The sequence below is a fragment of the Allobosea sp. 05L423 genome, from assembly GCF_056397745.1.
Window position 1 is genome coordinate 135132 of sequence record NZ_JBFTOA010000001.1, and the last position, 15766, is coordinate 150897.

Consider the following 15766-nt stretch of genomic DNA (forward strand, 5'->3'; position numbering starts at 1 on the left):
CGAGCCCGAGCATGACGGCGTTGCGCTGCGCACCGTATTGCGACCGTCATCGAAAGATGGTCCCTTCCGCGCCCGCAACAGGGAATCAGCCATGAGCGAAGCCGTCCTCGGAATCATCGGCGGATCGGGCATCTACGATCTGCCGGGCCTCAGCGACTTGCGCGAGGAGCGCATCGACAGCCCGTGGGGCGAACCGTCGGATACGCTGCGGATCGGCCGCCTCGGTTCCACCAAGATCGTCTTTCTGCCGCGGCATGGGCGCGGCCATGCGATTCCGCCTTCCGAGATCAACTATCGCGCCAATATCGACGTGCTGAAGCGCGCCGGCGTGACCGACCTCGTCTCGCTCTCGGCTTGCGGTTCCTACAAGGCCGAGCTCTATCCCGGGCTGTTCGTCCTGGTCGATCAGTTCGTCGATCGCACCACGCGGCGTGAAAGCTCCTTCTTCGGCAAGGGTTGCGTTGCCCATGTCTCCGCCGCCCATCCGGTTGGGCCGGGCTTGCAGGGGCGCATCGCAGCGGCTGCGGAAGCGGAGGGGTTGCCCTTCGTGCGCGGCGGAACGCTGGTGACGATGGAAGGGCCGCAATTCTCGACCTATGCGGAATCGATCACCTATCGCGGCCTCGGCTACGACCTGATCGGCATGACCGCGATGCCGGAGGCCAAGCTCGCGCGCGAGGCGGAGATCACCTACGCCACCGTCGCCATGGTGACGGACTACGATTGCTGGCACGAGCTGCACGGCGCGGTCGATGTTGCTTCCGTCGTGGCGGTTCTGCATGAGAATGCCGACAAGGCGCGCCGCCTCGTCGCGCGGCTTGCGGCCGACTTCCCGGCCGAGCGCGATGCTTGCCCGGCCGGCTCGCACAGGGCCCTCGACAATGCGATCATCACCGCGCCCGCCTTCCGCGATCCTGCTCTCCTGGCGAAGCTCGACGCGGTCGCCGGGCGCGTGCTCAAGGGCTGAATGATGGCCGCGCCCTTGACGAAGCCGGCTCGGCGTCCGACCAAGGCGTCCGTCACCATGTCCGAGACGACGTCAATGAACCTAGCCGACAGCATCCGCGCGATTCCGGACTATCCTCGGCCCGGCATCGTGTTTCGCGACATCACGACGCTGCTCGGCGACGCGCGGGCTTTCCGCCGTGCCGTCGATGAGCTGGTGCAGCCCTTCGCGGGACTGAAGATCGCCAAGATCGCCGGAATCGAGGCGCGCGGCTTCATTCTCGGCGGTGCCGTCGCGCATCAGCTTTCCGCAGGCTTCATCCCGGTGCGCAAGAAGGGCAAGTTGCCGCTCGAGACGCTGCGGGCGACCTATGCGCTCGAATACGGAACCGACGAGATCGAAATTCACCGCGATGCGGTGCAGCCGGGCGAGCGCGTCCTGCTGGTCGACGATCTCGTCGCGACCGGGGGCACGGCCGAGGCGGCCGTCAACCTGTTGAGCGGGCTGGGTGCGGAGGTGGTCGCGGCCTGCTTCATCGTCGACCTCCCCGATCGTGGGGGGGCGGACAGGATCCGCCGGCTCGGCGTGCCCGTGCGGACGCTCGTGTCTTTCGCCGACTCTTGAGCCCATGAAGATCAACGGCCAGCATTACCGGACGATCTGGCTCGCGCAGGATGGCTGGCGCGTCGTGGTCATCGACCAGACGCGGCTGCCTTTCCGTTTCGAGACCGTGGCGCTCGGCTCGGCCGAGCAGGCGGCCGAAGCGATCCGCTCCATGGTGGTGCGCGGTGCCCCCCTGATCGGCGCGACGGCGGCCTATGGGGTCGCGCTGGCGATGCGGGCGGATGCATCCGACGCCGCGCTGGAGGCGGCGCTCGCGCTGCTTGGGGCGACCCGGCCGACGGCAGTCAATCTGCGCTGGGCGCTCGCGCGCATGCGGCGCGTGCTGGCGGCGCTGCCCGCCGAGAACCGCGCCGAAGCTGCCTATGTCGAGGCGGCGGCGATCTGCGACGATGATGTCGCGCTCTGCCGCGCGATCGGCGAGCACGGACTGCCGCTGATCCGCGAGATCGCCGGGCGGAAGCCGACGGGGCAGGTCGTCAACATCCTCACCCATTGCAATGCGGGCTGGATCGCGACGGTGGATTGGGGCACGGCGCTGGCGCCGATCTATCTGGCGCACGATGCCGGCATACCCGTCCATGTCTGGGTCGACGAGACGCGCCCGCGCAATCAGGGCGCGGCGCTGACGGCCTATGAGCTTGGCGCCCATGGCGTGCCGCACACCGTCATCGTCGACAATGCCGGCGGGCATCTGATGCAGCGCGGCGCAGTCGACATGGTGATTGTCGGCACGGACCGGACGACGGCGACGGGCGACGTCGCCAACAAGATCGGCACCTATCTCAAGGCGCTCGCAGCGCACGATAACGGTGTGCCGTTCTATGTTGCGCTGCCGTCGCCGACGATCGACTGGAGCATCGGCGACGGCCTCGCCGAGATCCCGATCGAGGAGCGCGCCGCGCGCGAGGTGACCCATCTTTCCGGGCTTGCGGAGGATGGCGAGGTGCGTCCCTTCCGCGTCGTCGCGCCCGGCAGCGGTGCGGCCAACCCGGCCTTCGATGTGACGCCGGCGCGGCTCGTCACCGGGCTCATCACCGAACGCGGCGTCTGCGCGGCAAGCGCCGAAGGGCTTGCGCATCTCTTCCCCGATCAGGCGAGCAAGGCGACGGCATGAACGAGTTGGAGCTGCGGCAGGAGATCGTCGCGGTCGCGCAGGCGATCGACCGTGCGGGCTTCTGCCCGTCGAAATCTGGCAATGTCTCGGCGCGCTTCGGGGAGGGACTGCTGATCACGCCGTCCGGACTGCCCTATGCCAAGACGAAGCCGGAGGACCTGATCCATCTGGCGCTCGACGGGACGGTGCTGAGCGGGGCGCGCAAGCCTTCCTCGGAATGGCCGTTCCATGTCGAGATCTACAAGGCCCGGCCGGATGCGCAGGCGCTCGTGCACACCCATTCGCCGCGCGCCACGGCGCTCTCCAGCACGCGGCGCGGCATCCCGGCGTTCCACTACATGATCGCGCTCTGCGGCGGCGCGGATGTGCGCTGCGCCGACTACGCGACATTCGGGACGCCGGAGCTTGCGGCCAACGCAGTGAAGGGGCTGGAGGGGCGCAAGGCCGTGCTCCTCGCCAATCACGGCGTCATCGCGCTCGGCCAGACGCTGGCCGGTGCGCACACGATCGTGGCCGAGGTCGAGAACCTCGCAGGGCAGTATCTCGACATCCTGGCGGCCGGGCTCGAACCCGTCATCCTCGATGCTGCCGAGATGGAGCGCGTCGGCGCCAAATTCGCGGGCTACGGCAAGGTCGGCTGAGGTCGTCGCTGAGGATGCCGCCAACACCCGCCTCGCGCCTGTGATCGCGCTGCCGCGATCAAGGCGGCAGCGTCTTTTCCGTTCTGCAGTGGCTCGGCTATGCCGGGACGGCGGCCGGCCGGGAGCACGCGCCGATCAGATTGCAGCGCAACCTGATCGGATCCGGCTCTAGTCGAGCATGAAAGGTTGCTCCAGCACGTCCCTGGAATCGAGGCCGAGCTGCACCTCGAAGCGTCCGCTCTCGACGACTTCCTTCAGCTCGGCATTGATGAACTTGAGCTGCTCCTTGCCGATCTCGAAGCGGACCACGCGGCTCTCGCCGGGCTTGAGCGTCACCTTCTGGAAGCCCTTCAGCTCCTTTATCGGCCGCGCGATCGAGGCGTAGGGGTCGGCGATGTAGAGCTGCACGACGTTTGCGCCCTCATAGGTGCCTTCGTTGGTCAGCGTCGCCTCGGCAGTCAGGCGTTGGTCCCGCGTGATCCGGGCCGCCGAGAGCTTCAGGTTGGACAGGGTGAAGCGGCTGTAGCTCAGTCCGAAGCCGAAGGGATAGAGCGGGCCCTGCTCCTCCTCGAAATACTGCGAGGTGTAGTTGCCCGGCTTGCCCGGGGTGAACGGGCGGCCGATCCGCAGGGGGTTGTAGTAGGTCGGGATCTGACCGGCGGAGCGGGGGAAGGAGATCGGGAGCTTGGCCGAGGGGTTGTGGTCGCCGAACAGCACGTCGGCAATGGCGTTGCCGCCCTCGGTTCCGGTGTACCAGGTCTCCAGCAGCGCGTCGGCGTTGTCCTTTTCCCAGCCGAGGGCGAGCGGACGGCCGTTCATCAGCACGACAACGAGCGGCTTGCCGGTCGCCTTGAGGGCCTTGAGCAGGGCGCGCTGGGAACCGGGCATCTCGATGCTGATGCGGCTCGACGATTCATGCGACATGCCGCGCACCTCGCCGACGACCGCGATCACCACATCGGCCTGGTTCGCGACCGATACGGCCTCCTGGATCATCTCCTCGGGGCTGCGCGGATCCTGGATGACCTCCGGCTTGTCCCAGTTCAGATAGTTCAGGTATTCGACGACCTTCGGATCGTCGAGGACGTTGGAGCCGCGGGCGGTAATGAGGCGCGCCTTGCCCTCGATCGCGTTCTCGATGCCGGCGCGCACGGTCACGGCCTGCTCGGCCACGCCCTGCGCGGACCAACTGCCGAGGATGTCGAGCCCGGAATCGGCCAGGGGCCCCACGAGCGCGATGGTTCCGGTCTTCTTCAGCGGCAGCGTCTGGTTGCGGTTCTCCAGCAGCACGATGGTTTCGCGGGCGATCTCGCGCGCCGGCTGGCGGTGGAGGCGGCTGTCGGCCTTCTCGTTCACCGGGTCGTCGGCGGGTTTGCCCATGCGCAGGAACGGGTTGGCGAACAGGCCGAGATCGTATTTGGCGCCCAGCACCTCACGGACGCAGGCGTCGAGTTCGGCCATCTTGACCTCGCCCGAGGCGATGAGGCCCGGCAGCTCGGCGAGATAGACCTGATCGGCCATGCTGAGGTCGATGCCCGCCTTGATGGCGAGCTTGGCCGCCTCACGCGCATCGCGCGCCACGCCATGGCGCGTCAGCTCGGTGATTGCGCCATGGTCGCTGACGGTCACGCCGTCGAAGCCCCATTGCTTGCGCAGCAGATCCTGCATCAGCCAGGTGTTGGAGGTCGCGGGCACGCCGTTGATCGAATTGAGCGCGACCATAACGCCGCCGGCTCCGGCCTCGATCGCGGCACGGTAGGGCGGCAGATAGACCTGATGCATGCGCAGCGGGCTCATATCGACCGTATTGTAGTCCCGCCCGCCTTCGACCGCGCCGTAGAGCGCGAAATGCTTGACCACGGCCATGATGCTGTCGGAGCGGTCGGTGGCGTCGCCCTGGAAGCCGCGGACGCTGGCCCGAGCGCATTCGGAGACGAGATAGGGGTCTTCGCCGAAGCCCTCCGAGGTGCGGCCCCAGCGCGGGTCGCGGCTGATGTCGACCATCGGCGCGAAGGTCATGTCCACGCCGTCGTTGCAGGCTTCGACGGCCGAGACGCGGGCCATGCGCTCGATCGCGGCCATGTCGAAGCTCGCCGCCAGCCCGAGCGGGATGGGGAAGGTCGTGCGGTGGCCATGGACCACGTCATAGGCGAAGAAGAGCGGGATCTTCAGGCGGCTGCGCTTGATGGCCGCTTCCTGCAGCGGCCGATTGTCGCGCCGGATGACGGTGTTGAACGAGCCGGCGATGCGCCCGGCTGCAACCTCATCCATCAGCTTGGCATGCGGCATCTCGGGGCCGATGCTGATCAGGCGCAACTGGCCGATCTTCTCCTCGACCGTCATGCGTTTGATCAGGTCGTCGATGAACGTCTTCTTGCTGACGGGGCCGGTCAGGTTGAGGGCTTGTTTCGGCGCCGCTTCAGCGGGCTTTGCCGCCATCCCCGCTGCCAATGCGACTGAAGCCATGGCGCCTAGCGCCTGGCGCCGGGACAGGCCCCGATCGGCCTCGTCATTGCATGACACCGCATCCAGCCCGTCCGCGGCCGGCGCACCGTTCGAATTATCCATGCTGAGTTCGTTCACTGAGGTTGGGAAAGGCGAAGGGCGGCGTGGGAGCGGTTCGGAAGAACGACGCTCATTCCTTGACCCTTGGATCGATGATGGGCATTTGTGCTCGGGTGCGCCGCTGCCAACGTGGGACGGGCGCGCTCCGCCCCGCCAGCCTGCATCTTTAAGGAGCTGATGTGAACTTGTCGACCCGTTCTGGTAACGGGGCCTTCAATATGGCCCGGTTTTCTTCTTCGGCCGGACGCATGCTGACGATAGCATTGGATTGGTGCGGAGCGGCCCGGCGCGGGGCGGGCTTCGCGCGATTGGGACTGGCGCTCGGCTGGCTGGCCGCCGGCACGCTCGCCGGGACCCCGGCCTTCGCGCAGAAGCGCCCGGCTGATTTCGGGCTCGAGGATGTGCTCGCGAAGGCGAAGGCGCTGGCGGACAAGCCCCACGTCACCCCGGTCAGCAATCTGCCGGACGTGTTCAGCAAGATGCAGTTCGCCGACTACCAGAAGATGCAGCCCCGGCGCGACCGCTTTGCCTGGACCGAGCTGCGTACGCCCTTCAAGCTGGCCTTCTACCATCAGGGGATGCAGTTCAACACGCCGGTGAAGATCAACGAGATCGTCAACGGCGCCGTGCACGAGATTCCCTACGACGCGGGGCGCTTCGACTTCGCCGACCTGCATTTTGACCGCAACGAGACCAGCAAGCTCGGCTGGGCCGGCTTCCGGGTGGTGTATCCGATCAACCAGGCCGGCAAGCTCGACGAGGTCATGAGCGTGCTGGGCGCGAGCTATTTCCGCGTCATCGGCAAGGGACAGATCTACGGTCTTTCGGGGCGCGGCCTGGCCATCGATACCGGCCTGCCGATTGCCGAGGAGTTTCCGGCTTTCCGCGAGTTCTGGCTTCGCCGCCCCAAGTCCGGGGATCAGCGTCTGACCTTCTATGCGCTGATGGATTCGCCGCGGGCGACGGGCGCGTATGAATTCACCCTGGCGCCGGGCGCCGACACGGTGCTGAGCGTCAAGGCGCGCGTCTTCATGCGCGAGGGGGCGGCGCCGCGGACGCTTGGCATCGCGCCCTTGACCAGCATGTTCCTCTTCGGCCCCAATCAGCCGTCGTCGACCTATAACTTCCGGCCGGCCATCCACGATTCCAACGGTCTCGCCATTCGTGGCGGCGACGGCAAATGGACCTGGAGCCCGCTCAGCAACCCTCCGTCCGCGGTGGCTATCACCAATTTCGCGGCCGAAAATCCGAAAGGTTTCGGGCTGCTTCAACGTGGACGCTCGTTCACGCGCTACGAAGATCTGAAGGATCGCTACGACTTGCGTCCGAGTGCCTGGATCGAACCGACCAATGCCTGGGGCAAGGGCAGCGTGCGTCTCGTCGAAATCCCGACAGCGGACGAGACCAATGACAACATCGTGGCCTTCTGGGTGCCCGAGAGCATGCCGGCGGCCGGCCAGCCGCTGCAGTTCGACTATCGAATCCACTGGACGACGGACGAGCCTGCGATTTTGAAGGACGGCACGTCCTATGTCTGGCAGACGATCCGCTCTACCGGGGAGTTCTATCAGTCCAACCTCATTCGTGCGGGCGACGGGACGCAGGCGTTCCTGATCGACTTCAAGGGGCCTTCGTTGCGCAAGCTTTCGCCGCAGGCGCAGATCACCGCCGAGGTCGGCGCCAACGACAATGTCGAGATCGTCGGGACCGAGCTGCAGCCGAACCCCGCCATCCAGGGCTGGCGTCTGACGTACCGGGTCAGAATCAAGAACCCGGCCGTGTCTTCCGATCTGCACGCGACATTGAAGCAGGGCGACCGCACGCTCACCGAGACCTGGAACCTGAGAATTCCTCCTTTGCCCGCTCCGAAGGCAAGGGAGTCCTATCTCAATCCCTTCAAGGCGATCGAAGGTCAAAGGTCAGAGCTGGTCGAACCGAAGCCCTGACGCCACGCGTTGTGGCCGCGCCTGCCGTGCTCAAAAGGCGGGCAGGCGGGGTCCTGGGATCAGGAGGGCTTTCGCTCGACGAAGACGCAGCCGTCGAAGCTGAAGACCTCTTCGCCCCTCTGATTGATGCCGGTGTTGTGGTGGAAGAACAGGCCCCATTGCGGGCGTGAGGCGCTCTCGCGCTTGTCCGCCACCTCGGAGAAATAGGTGATGCGGTCGCCGGCGAGGACCGGCTTCGACCAGCGCAGATTCTTGAACCCGGGCGAGGGGCCGAGACGGGCCGGGCGTCCCGTCGTCGCGGCGAGCTGGCGCCTGCGGTGCGAGACCATGGTCGCCATCCAGACTGCCGCCGTATGCCAGCCTGAGGCCGCGAGCTGGCCGAAGAGGCTGACGCGCGCCGCGGCCTCGTCCATGTGGAAGGGCTGCGGGTCGAAGCTGCGGGCGAAGGCGATGATTTCCTCCGCGGTGAAGACGAAGCTGCCGAGCTCGTGGCGGCTGCCGATCTCCAGTTCCTCGAAGAAGCGGGTAGGCTCGGGAGCCTCTGCGGGCGCCTCCAGCGGGCTTTCGAGGGCCGGGGGCTCGTAGCGCGGCGAATGGGCGAGCCAGTCGCCCTTCGGCTGCGGGGCGACGCCGGATTCCTTGCGGCCGAACATGATCCAGTTGGTCTGCTCCAGCAGCGGCTCGCCGCGCTGGTTGAGCAGTTCGAGCCGGAAGCGCACGAGGCCCATTTCGGGCCGCGAGCGCGAGGCCTTGGTCTCGAGCACGGTGCGGCGCGCGGTCACGCTGTCGCCGGGAAGCAGCGGGCGCAGCCACTTCACCTCTTCGATGCCCGGCGCGCCCATGCCGGTCGAATCGAGCAGGAAGCTCTCCGCCATCAGCCGCATCAGCAGCGAGCAGCTGTGCCAGCCGGAGCCGATCAGGCGGCCGACGAAGCTCGCCTTGGCGGCTTCCGGGTCGACATGGAAGTCCTGGGCGTCATAGCGCGAGGCGAAGGCGACGATATCGTCCTGAGAGACAGCGATGCTGTGCGAGAGGACGCTCTCGCCAGTGACGAAATCCTCGAACTGCAGCATCTGCGGGCTCTTTCAGGTGGCGAAGCGGAAGTGCAGCACGTCGCCGTCGGCGACGACGTACTCCTTGCCTTCGAGGCGGAACTTGCCGGCCTCGCGTGCGCCCGACTCGCCCTTGTTGGCGACGTAGTCGTCATAGGCAATGGTTTCGGCGCGGATGTAGCCCTTCTCGAAATCCGTGTGGATCACGCCGGCGGCCTGCGGGCCCTTGGTGCCCTTCTCGATCGTCCAGGCGCGGGCCTCCTTCGGGCCAACGGTGAAATAGGTCACGAGGTTGAGCAGCTTGTAGCCGGCGCGGATGACGCGGTTCAGGCCCGGCTCCTCGAGGCCGACCGCTTCGAGATATTCGGTCTGCTCCTCGGGCGGCAGCACCGCGATCTCGCTCTCGATCTTGGCCGAGACGACGACGGCGACGGCGCCTTCCTCGGCAGCGCGCTTCTTCACCAGCTCGGAGAAGTTGTTGCCCTTGTCGGCGCTCGCTTCCTCGACATTGCAGACATAGAGGACGGGCTTGGACGAGAGCAGGCCGAGCAGCTCGAAGGGGCGGCGCTCCTCGGCGGCAAGCTGGACGAGGCGGGCCGGCTTGCCGTCGCGCAGGAGGACGAGGCAGCGGGTCATCAGATCGACCGCTTCCTTGGCCTCCTTGTCGCCGGACTTGGCCTTCTTCTCGAGCGGGACGACGCGCTTCTCGAGGCTTTCGAGGTCGGCGAGCATCAGCTCGGTTTCGATCGTCTCGATATCGTCGATCGGCGAGACCTTGCCCTCGACATGGGTGATGTCGCCGTCTTCGAAGCAGCGCACGACATGGGCGATGGCGTCGCATTCGCGGATATTGGCAAGGAACTGATTGCCGAGGCCCTCACCCTTCGAGGCGCCGCGCACCAGGCCGGCGATGTCGACGAAGGTCAGCCGGGTCGGGATGATCTCCTTCGAGCCGGCGATGGCGGCGAGCTGCTCGAGCCGCTCGTCGGGCACCGCCACATCGCCGACATTCGGCTCGATGGTGCAGAACGGGTAGTTGGCGGCCTGCGCCGCGGCCGTCTGCGTGAGCGCGTTGAAGAGGGTCGACTTGCCGACATTCGGCAGGCCGACGATTCCGCATTTGAAGCCCATGATCGCCTGTTCCGTTGCCCTCGACGGACTGAACGGCCGCCGGGCGTGAAGCTTTGAAAGTTGCGGCCTTATTGGGGGGCTTGCGCAATAAAGACAAGTGCCGCACGCCTTATGGCCGATACGCCGCTCACGCGAACGTGCATGGCGACGGCACGGATGCTGGTGCTGGATCGCCCGGTCGCGTTTGCCTGCGCCGTTCGGAGCATCGCCATGAATCGTTTCGGTTTCGCACTCACCCTGTCGGTCTTCGCTCTGGCCGGAGGCCTGGCCGTCGCGCAGGCGCCGGGGACGCGATTGCGTGGCACGGTGGAGCGCATGGAAGGCTCGACGCTGGATCTCAAGGCCGCTGACGGGCGGGAGGTGAAAGTCGCCCTCGCACCAGGTTTCTCCACCGGCGGGGTTGTACCCGCGAAGGCGTCTGACATCGCGAAGGGAAGCTTCATCGGGGTCGGCGCGAAGCCGCAGCCGGATGGCACGCTGCTGGCCGTGCAGGTCATGATCTTCCCGGAGGCGCTGCGCGGGACCGGGGAGGGGCACCGGCCCTGGGCCGTTTTGCCTGACGCGACCATGACCAACGCGACCGTGGCCGAGACGGTGTCGCGGGTCGACGGCGCCAATCTCGTGCTGAGCTACCCCGGCGGCGAGCAGAAGGTCGCGATTACGCCTGAGGCAACCATCCTGATGGCGGCGCCGGCCGAGGCTAGCGAGCTCAAGCCCGGCGCCCAGGTCACGATGACGGCGAGCCGGCAGGCCGACGGCAGCTACAGCACGAGCCGTGTGACGGTCGCGAAGTCAGGCGCGAAGCTGCCGTTTTAGCGTTCATGAGGCATTTGTGGGCGAGGGGCATTCCGGACCAGCCGCGTCAGCGGCGCCGACCGGGGATGATGCCCGAACCTGTCCGGAGAGGCTCGGGCTGGATCCCGGGTCTCCCTTCGGTCGCCCGGGATGCCGGTGCGCGTCAGGGGTGATCCGCGAGGCGCAGCTCAGCCTTCGCTCTTCTCGCCCAGGCGCTTCACCGCGCCATGGCCGCGCGCGTCCATGAAGAGATGCACCTTGTTCTGGAAGCCGGCATCGTCATGGGCCGCGAGCAGGGCCGCGTGATCGGCGCAGGCCGTGCAGAGATCCTCGACCCAAGGGTGCTCGGCCTTGCCGAAATCGTTCAGCACATAGCCGTGGACCAGCTCTTTCAGCCCGGGATGTCCGATGCCCATGCGGACGCGGCGGTAGTCATTGCCGATCGCGGCCGTGGTCGAGCGCAGACCGTTATGGCCGGCATTGCCGCCGCCGAGCTTCACGCGCAGCTTCGCCGGAGCCAGGTCGAGTTCGTCATGGAAGACGACGACGTCCGCAGGCGCGATCTTGAAGAAGCGTGCGGCCTCGCCGATCGAGCGACCCGACTCGTTCATGTAGGTCTGCGGCTTGAGCAGGATCACCTTCTCGCCGCCGATGGTGGCTTCGCATGATTCCGCCTGAAAGCGCGCGCGCCAGGGCGACGCGCGATGGAGGCGGGCGATCTCCTCGACGGCCATGAAGCCGATATTGTGCCGGTTGCGGGCATAGCGCGCGCCGGGATTGCCGAGGCCGGCGAAGATCAGCATGGCGAGGACTCCGCAGGCTCATGGATCAGCATCGGATCCATCTGAAAAGTGGATTCCGCTTTTCGGTCCGATGCCAAAGCAAGACGGCCGGGAGGACCCGGCCGTCTCGGTAGACTGGATGCGGCGGAAGCGGCGCCAGGCGGCGCCGCTTCTCAGGCCTTGGCTTCGGCCGGAGCCTCGGCGGCCGCGTCGGCAGCGGGCTCGACCTCGACGGTCGGCGGGGCGATCGTGATGATCGTCGCGTCCGAACCGACGGTCAGCTTGGCGCCGGCCGGCAGCTTGATGGCCTTGGCTTCGACCTGGTCACCGATGTTCAGGCCGGCGACGGAAACCTCGAAGGCTTCCGGAATGCTGTCGGGCTCGACGGTGATTTCGAGGGTGTGCTCGACGATCTGGACCAGACCGCCGCTCTTGACGCCGGGGCTGGCCTCCTGGCCGACGACGTGGATCGGAACCTGGACCGTGACGGTCTGGCCCTTGGCGACGCGCAGGAAGTCGACGTGGATCGGGAAGTCCTTGACCGGGTCGAGCTGGTAGTCGCGCGGAATGACGCGCTGCTTCTTGCCGCCGACGGTGATCTCGAAGATCGTGGTCAGGAAGTGGCCATTGAAAATGAGCTGGCGGGTCTTGTTGGCGTCGAGCGCGATGGCTTCGGGAGCAGCGCCCCCACCATAGATCACGGCAGGCGTCTGGCCCTGGCGGCGAACTGCACGGGCGGCCCCCTTGCCGACCTGTGCGCGCGCCGAAGCCTCGAGTTGCTTCACGGCGGTCATGTGTGTTGTCCTTGACTCGTAAATGACAAGGCCGCCTCGTGGCGGCCATCGGTTTGCGCGTCCAGAGCCTCCAAGGGTGTCAGCGGGACGCGCGGCTGCTCATAGGCGAAAACCGGCGCAATCTCAACCCCGTCGCTTTACGCTGCGTTCGCGACGGCTTCGCGTTCGAGCGCGGTCGCAGAGGTTGCCTGGCCGAAGCGTTGCAGCAGTTCGCGGATGACCAGCGCCGGAACCGGCGGCGAATAGAGATAGCCCTGCCCGAAACGACAACCCATCTCCTCGAGACGCTGAGCCTGCGACTGCGTTTCGATGCCCTCGGCGATGATCTTCATGCCGAGCCGGCGTGTCATCGTCAGCAGCGATTCGACGATCACGGCACTGCGGGCTCCGCTGTCGATGGCGCTGACGAAGGAGCGATCGATCTTGATGATGTCGATGGGAAAATCGAGCAGATGGGTCAGCGAGGCGAAGCCGGTGCCGAAATCGTCCAGCGCAACCTGCATGCCGCAGGCGCGCAGGGCCTCCATCGTTCGCGCGACACCGTCCCTGCGGCCGCCCATGAAGACCTGCTCGGTCACCTCGACGACGAGGTGGCGCATCGGCAGGCCGGCCTTGTCGAGCGCCCGGGCCACGCGCTGCGCCAGGTCGCCCTTCTGGAAGTCGGCCGAGGTCACATTCAGGCTGGCATGGTGGATATGCAGGCCGGCGCTTTGCCATTCGGCCATGTCGAACGCGACCGAAGCCAGCATCTGCGTGGTGATGCGGTGGGCGATCTTGGGGTCCTGCAAGGCTTCCTGGAATTCGCCGGCCGTGACGATGCGCCCGTCGTCCAGCCGCATGCGGGCGAGGGCCTCGACGCCGACGATCTCGGCGGTGTCGAGCCGGATGATCGGTTGGTAGTACGGCACGATCCGCTCGCCGCCGAGCGCCCCGTCGACATCCTTGCGGATTCGGGTGCGGTGCATCATCGCGCTGCGCAGCTTGCGGCGGAAGCGCACATAGCGGCCGCGGCGGGTCTCCTTGGCGTGATACAGCGCGAGATCGGCGTTCTGCCGAAGCGTCACGCTGTCCTCTCCGTCCTCGCCTGCGAGGGCGCCGCCGATCGTGACGCTCGGCTGAATGCTGTGCCCGTCATGTTCGAGCGGCGCCGCGGCAATCGCGGCGAGAGCGGCGGAGGCGAGGCTGCGCATTCGAGCGGGACTGTCGCAATCCGGGACCAGGATTGCGAATTCGTCGCCGCCGATCCGGCAGGACAGGCAACCGATCAGGGCGGCGTTCAGGCGGTCGCCGACGCTGGCGATCAGGCTGTCGCCGGCGGCATGCCCGAGCGTATCGTTCACGGTCTTGAGATGATCGATATCGATCAGCATCAGCCCGTAGCGCCGCGAAGCCGCGCTCATCGCGGTGATGGCATCGTTGAACTGGGCCCGGTTCGGCAGCCTCGTCAGCGTGTCGAAATAGGCGAGATGGTGATTGCGGGCACGCACCTCGTCGTGCTCGATCGCGATGGCGCAGAGATGGACGCAGGTCGCGACAATGCGGCGCTCGAGCGCTCGCGGTCGGCGGGGCTTGCGGAAATAGAAGGCGAAGGCGCCGACGACGCGGCCGTCCCGCGCCTTGATCGGCGTCGACCAGCAGGCTCTGAGGCCGAGCGGCAGGACGAGCTGCGTATAGGGCGCCCAGAGCGGGTCGGTCGCGATGTCGGTCGCCTCGACGGCGGCGGCGCGATGGATGGCGGTGCCACAGGAGCCGGCGCTCGGGCCTGTCGGCGTGCCAGCGAGTGCGGCGACATAGTGATCGGGCAGACTCGGTGAGGCGAGGGGCTGCAGATAACCCTGATCGTCGACGGTCACGACGGAACAGATCACGCCGGGCGAGATCGCCTCAGCCCGTTGGCACAGGCGCTTCATGCACAGGGCGAGGGTTTCCCCGCGTGCAATGTCTTCAAGAATATCGTTCTGCAGGGCCTGCAGGCGGTCCGAGGGCTTGATCACGCTGTTCCCGACAGAGAAGGGCTTGTCGAAGAACACGAATTCTAACTCAATCGGCTTAAGCGCCGATTGAAGGGCCGATTCAAACTTTATCCGCCTCAGGCGGCGGCTAGGCCCAAGCGCTCGTCGCGGCGGCGCAGCAGATGCATCAGCGGCAGCGCGAACAGCACCATCCAGGCCTTGCCGATCACCTGGCCGGCGAGGAAATCCAGGCTGCCGAAGGCGAGGTGCAGGAAGACGATGCTGTCGACGACGAGGCCGACCATGCCGGAAGCGAAGACCGCTGTCAGGAAGCGGCGGCGCTGCAAGGGCGTGTAGATGGCGAAATCGGCGAGCTCCGACAGCAGGAAGGCCGAGACGGAGGCGATCACGATGGCCGCGGGTGCGAGCAGGGCCGAGATCAGGGCGCCGACGGCGATTGCGCCGAGCCCCGCCAGCGTGCCCAGGCGGCGCTGCACGAGGTCGCGCAGCACGAGCGCAAGCCCGACCATCAGGACGCCGCTCGGGGCCATGATCCCCGGCCAGACCGGCACGAGGCAGGGGCCGTTCGGCACGCAGACGGTGCCGGCATTGCCGATAAGCCAGTTGGCTGCCGGAATGGTGAGACCGAACAGCACGAGCGCGACGATGCCTTCGAGCCGCCGCTGGTGATCACGAATCATAGGAGGGTCCGCTGTCGTCGGGTGTCACGAGATAGGCCGCGAAGCCTTTTGCGCGCAAATCGCAGGCCGGGCAATGGCCGCAGCCGAAACCCCAGCCATGCCGGGTCGTCCTGTCGCCCAGATAGCAACTATGCGTCTGTTCAAGGACGAGGTCGAGGAGGGTCTGCCCGCCGAGTTGCCGCGCCAGCGCGAAGGTCTGCGCCTTGTCGCGCCACATCAGCGGCGTGTGCAGCACGAGCCGGCGATCGAGCCCCAGGCCGAGCGCGACCTGCATCGCCTTGATCGTATCGTCCCGGCAATCGGGATAGCCGGAATAATCGGTCTCGCAGACGCCGAGGACGATATGCTTCAGGCCGCGCCGATAGGCCAGCGCCGCAGCGAAGGTCAGGAAAATCAGGTTGCGGCCCGGCACGAAGGTGGTCGGCAGGCCGGTTTCGGCGAAGCTGATCTCGGTCTCGCGCGTCAGCGCGGTTTCGGAAATCGCGCCGAGCGCTTTCAGATCGACGACATGGTCGGGGCCGAGCCGCGCAGCATAGCGGGAGGAGAGCGCCGGCAGCTTCTCGCGGATGGCGAGGCGGCACTCCATCTCGACGAGATGGCGCTGCCCGTAGTCGAAGCCGATCGTCTCGACCGTGTCGAAACGATCGAAGGCCCAGGCCAATGCGGTGGTGGAGTCCTGGCCGCCGGAAAACAGGACGAGCGCGCCGGAACTCAAGTGACCAT

14 protein-coding genes are annotated in these 15766 nt (G+C 66.8%); 6 read left to right on the forward strand and 8 right to left on the reverse strand.

Annotated elements, in window-relative coordinates; translation table 11 throughout:
• The first annotated feature begins 91 nt into the window (after nt 1–91).
• Genes AC1DNE_RS00645 through AC1DNE_RS00660 form a run of 4 tightly spaced genes read left to right on the forward strand, consistent with a single transcriptional unit; the run spans nt 92 to nt 3325 of the window.
• Complete coding sequence (locus AC1DNE_RS00645; protein ID WP_441469900.1) at nt 92–967, forward strand: S-methyl-5'-thioadenosine phosphorylase; 876 nt, start codon at nt 92–94, stop codon at nt 965–967.
• 57 nt (nt 968–1024) lie between these two features.
• Entirely contained in the window at nt 1025–1570 is a 546-nt protein-coding gene (locus tag AC1DNE_RS00650; RefSeq protein ID WP_441469899.1) for an adenine phosphoribosyltransferase, read from the forward strand.
• A gap of 4 nt (nt 1571–1574) precedes the next feature.
• Nucleotides 1575–2684, forward strand: a complete 1110-nt coding sequence (gene mtnA / locus AC1DNE_RS00655) for an S-methyl-5-thioribose-1-phosphate isomerase (protein ID WP_441469898.1) — start codon at nt 1575–1577, stop codon at nt 2682–2684.
• On the forward strand, nt 2681–3325 hold the full coding sequence (locus AC1DNE_RS00660; protein ID WP_441469897.1) for a class II aldolase/adducin family protein: 645 nt from the start codon (nt 2681–2683) through the stop codon (nt 3323–3325). The genes mtnA and AC1DNE_RS00660 overlap by 4 nt, the downstream gene beginning before the upstream one ends.
• 168 nt (nt 3326–3493) lie before the next feature.
• On the opposite strand, the gene bglX is transcribed toward AC1DNE_RS00660, so the two are convergent.
• Nucleotides 3494–5893 (reverse strand): beta-glucosidase BglX, encoded by a 2400-nt coding sequence (gene bglX, locus AC1DNE_RS00665; protein WP_441469896.1) that lies wholly within the window; start codon nt 5891–5893, stop codon nt 3494–3496.
• Nucleotides 5894–6138: 245 nt separating this feature from the next.
• Here bglX and AC1DNE_RS00670 point away from each other — a divergent pair, with 245 nt between their 5' ends.
• Nucleotides 6139–7836, forward strand: coding sequence for a glucan biosynthesis protein G (locus AC1DNE_RS00670; protein WP_441469895.1), 1698 nt, complete (start codon nt 6139–6141; stop codon nt 7834–7836).
• A gap of 59 nt (nt 7837–7895) precedes the next feature.
• Here AC1DNE_RS00670 and AC1DNE_RS00675 read toward each other — a convergent pair whose 3' ends face one another.
• Entirely contained in the window at nt 7896–8909 is a 1014-nt protein-coding gene (locus AC1DNE_RS00675) for a MaoC family dehydratase (protein ID WP_441469894.1), read from the reverse strand.
• 12 nt (nt 8910–8921) lie between these two features.
• Nucleotides 8922–10019: a redox-regulated ATPase YchF gene (ychF, locus tag AC1DNE_RS00680; protein WP_441469893.1), complete on the reverse strand. Its 1098-nt coding sequence runs from the start codon at nt 10017–10019 to the stop codon at nt 8922–8924.
• Nucleotides 10020–10175: 156 nt separating this feature from the next.
• Here ychF and AC1DNE_RS00685 point away from each other — a divergent pair, with 156 nt between their 5' ends.
• On the forward strand, nt 10176–10835 hold the full coding sequence (locus AC1DNE_RS00685) for a hypothetical protein (protein ID WP_441469892.1): 660 nt from the start codon (nt 10176–10178) through the stop codon (nt 10833–10835).
• Between the two features lie 167 nt (nt 10836–11002).
• On the opposite strand, the gene pth is transcribed toward AC1DNE_RS00685, so the two are convergent.
• From pth to queC, 5 genes are all read right to left on the reverse strand, one after another.
• Nucleotides 11003–11617, reverse strand: a complete 615-nt coding sequence (gene pth, locus AC1DNE_RS00690; RefSeq protein WP_476765031.1) for an aminoacyl-tRNA hydrolase — start codon at nt 11615–11617, stop codon at nt 11003–11005.
• 152 nt (nt 11618–11769) lie between these two features.
• Nucleotides 11770–12390 carry a 50S ribosomal protein L25/general stress protein Ctc gene (locus AC1DNE_RS00695; protein ID WP_441469890.1) on the reverse strand — a complete coding sequence of 207 codons (621 nt, stop codon included), beginning with the start codon at nt 12388–12390 and terminating at the stop codon, nt 11770–11772.
• Between the two features lie 137 nt (nt 12391–12527).
• Nucleotides 12528–14420, reverse strand: a complete 1893-nt coding sequence (locus tag AC1DNE_RS00700) for a putative bifunctional diguanylate cyclase/phosphodiesterase (protein WP_441469889.1) — start codon at nt 14418–14420, stop codon at nt 12528–12530.
• 59 nt (nt 14421–14479) lie between these two features.
• On the reverse strand, nt 14480–15043 hold the full coding sequence (locus tag AC1DNE_RS00705; protein ID WP_441469888.1) for a VUT family protein: 564 nt from the start codon (nt 15041–15043) through the stop codon (nt 14480–14482).
• Nucleotides 15033–15758 (reverse strand): 7-cyano-7-deazaguanine synthase QueC, encoded by a 726-nt coding sequence (gene queC / locus AC1DNE_RS00710; protein ID WP_441469887.1) that lies wholly within the window; start codon nt 15756–15758, stop codon nt 15033–15035. Before queC ends, AC1DNE_RS00705 begins: the two co-directional genes overlap by 11 nt.
• Between the last annotated feature and the right edge of the window lie 8 nt (nt 15759–15766).

What these genes read in the sequence shown, in the direction of transcription:
- AC1DNE_RS00645 (WP_441469900.1), top strand. Translation starts at nt 92, where the DNA reads ATGAGCGAAGCCGTCCTCGGAATCATCGGCGGATCGGGCATCTACGAT.
- AC1DNE_RS00650 (WP_441469899.1), top strand. Translation starts at nt 1,025, where the DNA reads ATGTCCGAGACGACGTCAATGAACCTAGCCGACAGCATCCGCGCGATT.
- mtnA (WP_441469898.1), top strand. Translation starts at nt 1,575, where the DNA reads ATGAAGATCAACGGCCAGCATTACCGGACGATCTGGCTCGCGCAGGAT.
- AC1DNE_RS00660 (WP_441469897.1), top strand. Translation starts at nt 2,681, where the DNA reads ATGAACGAGTTGGAGCTGCGGCAGGAGATCGTCGCGGTCGCGCAGGCG.
- bglX (WP_441469896.1), bottom strand. Translation starts at nt 5,893, where the DNA reads ATGGATAATTCGAACGGTGCGCCGGCCGCGGACGGGCTGGATGCGGTG.
- AC1DNE_RS00670 (WP_441469895.1), top strand. Translation starts at nt 6,139, where the DNA reads ATGCTGACGATAGCATTGGATTGGTGCGGAGCGGCCCGGCGCGGGGCG.
- AC1DNE_RS00675 (WP_441469894.1), bottom strand. Translation starts at nt 8,909, where the DNA reads ATGCTGCAGTTCGAGGATTTCGTCACTGGCGAGAGCGTCCTCTCGCAC.
- ychF (WP_441469893.1), bottom strand. Translation starts at nt 10,019, where the DNA reads ATGGGCTTCAAATGCGGAATCGTCGGCCTGCCGAATGTCGGCAAGTCG.
- AC1DNE_RS00685 (WP_441469892.1), top strand. Translation starts at nt 10,176, where the DNA reads ATGCTGGTGCTGGATCGCCCGGTCGCGTTTGCCTGCGCCGTTCGGAGC.
- pth (WP_476765031.1), bottom strand. Translation starts at nt 11,617, where the DNA reads ATGCTGATCTTCGCCGGCCTCGGCAATCCCGGCGCGCGCTATGCCCGC.
- AC1DNE_RS00695 (WP_441469890.1), bottom strand. Translation starts at nt 12,390, where the DNA reads ATGACCGCCGTGAAGCAACTCGAGGCTTCGGCGCGCGCACAGGTCGGC.
- AC1DNE_RS00705 (WP_441469888.1), bottom strand. Translation starts at nt 15,043, where the DNA reads ATGATTCGTGATCACCAGCGGCGGCTCGAAGGCATCGTCGCGCTCGTG.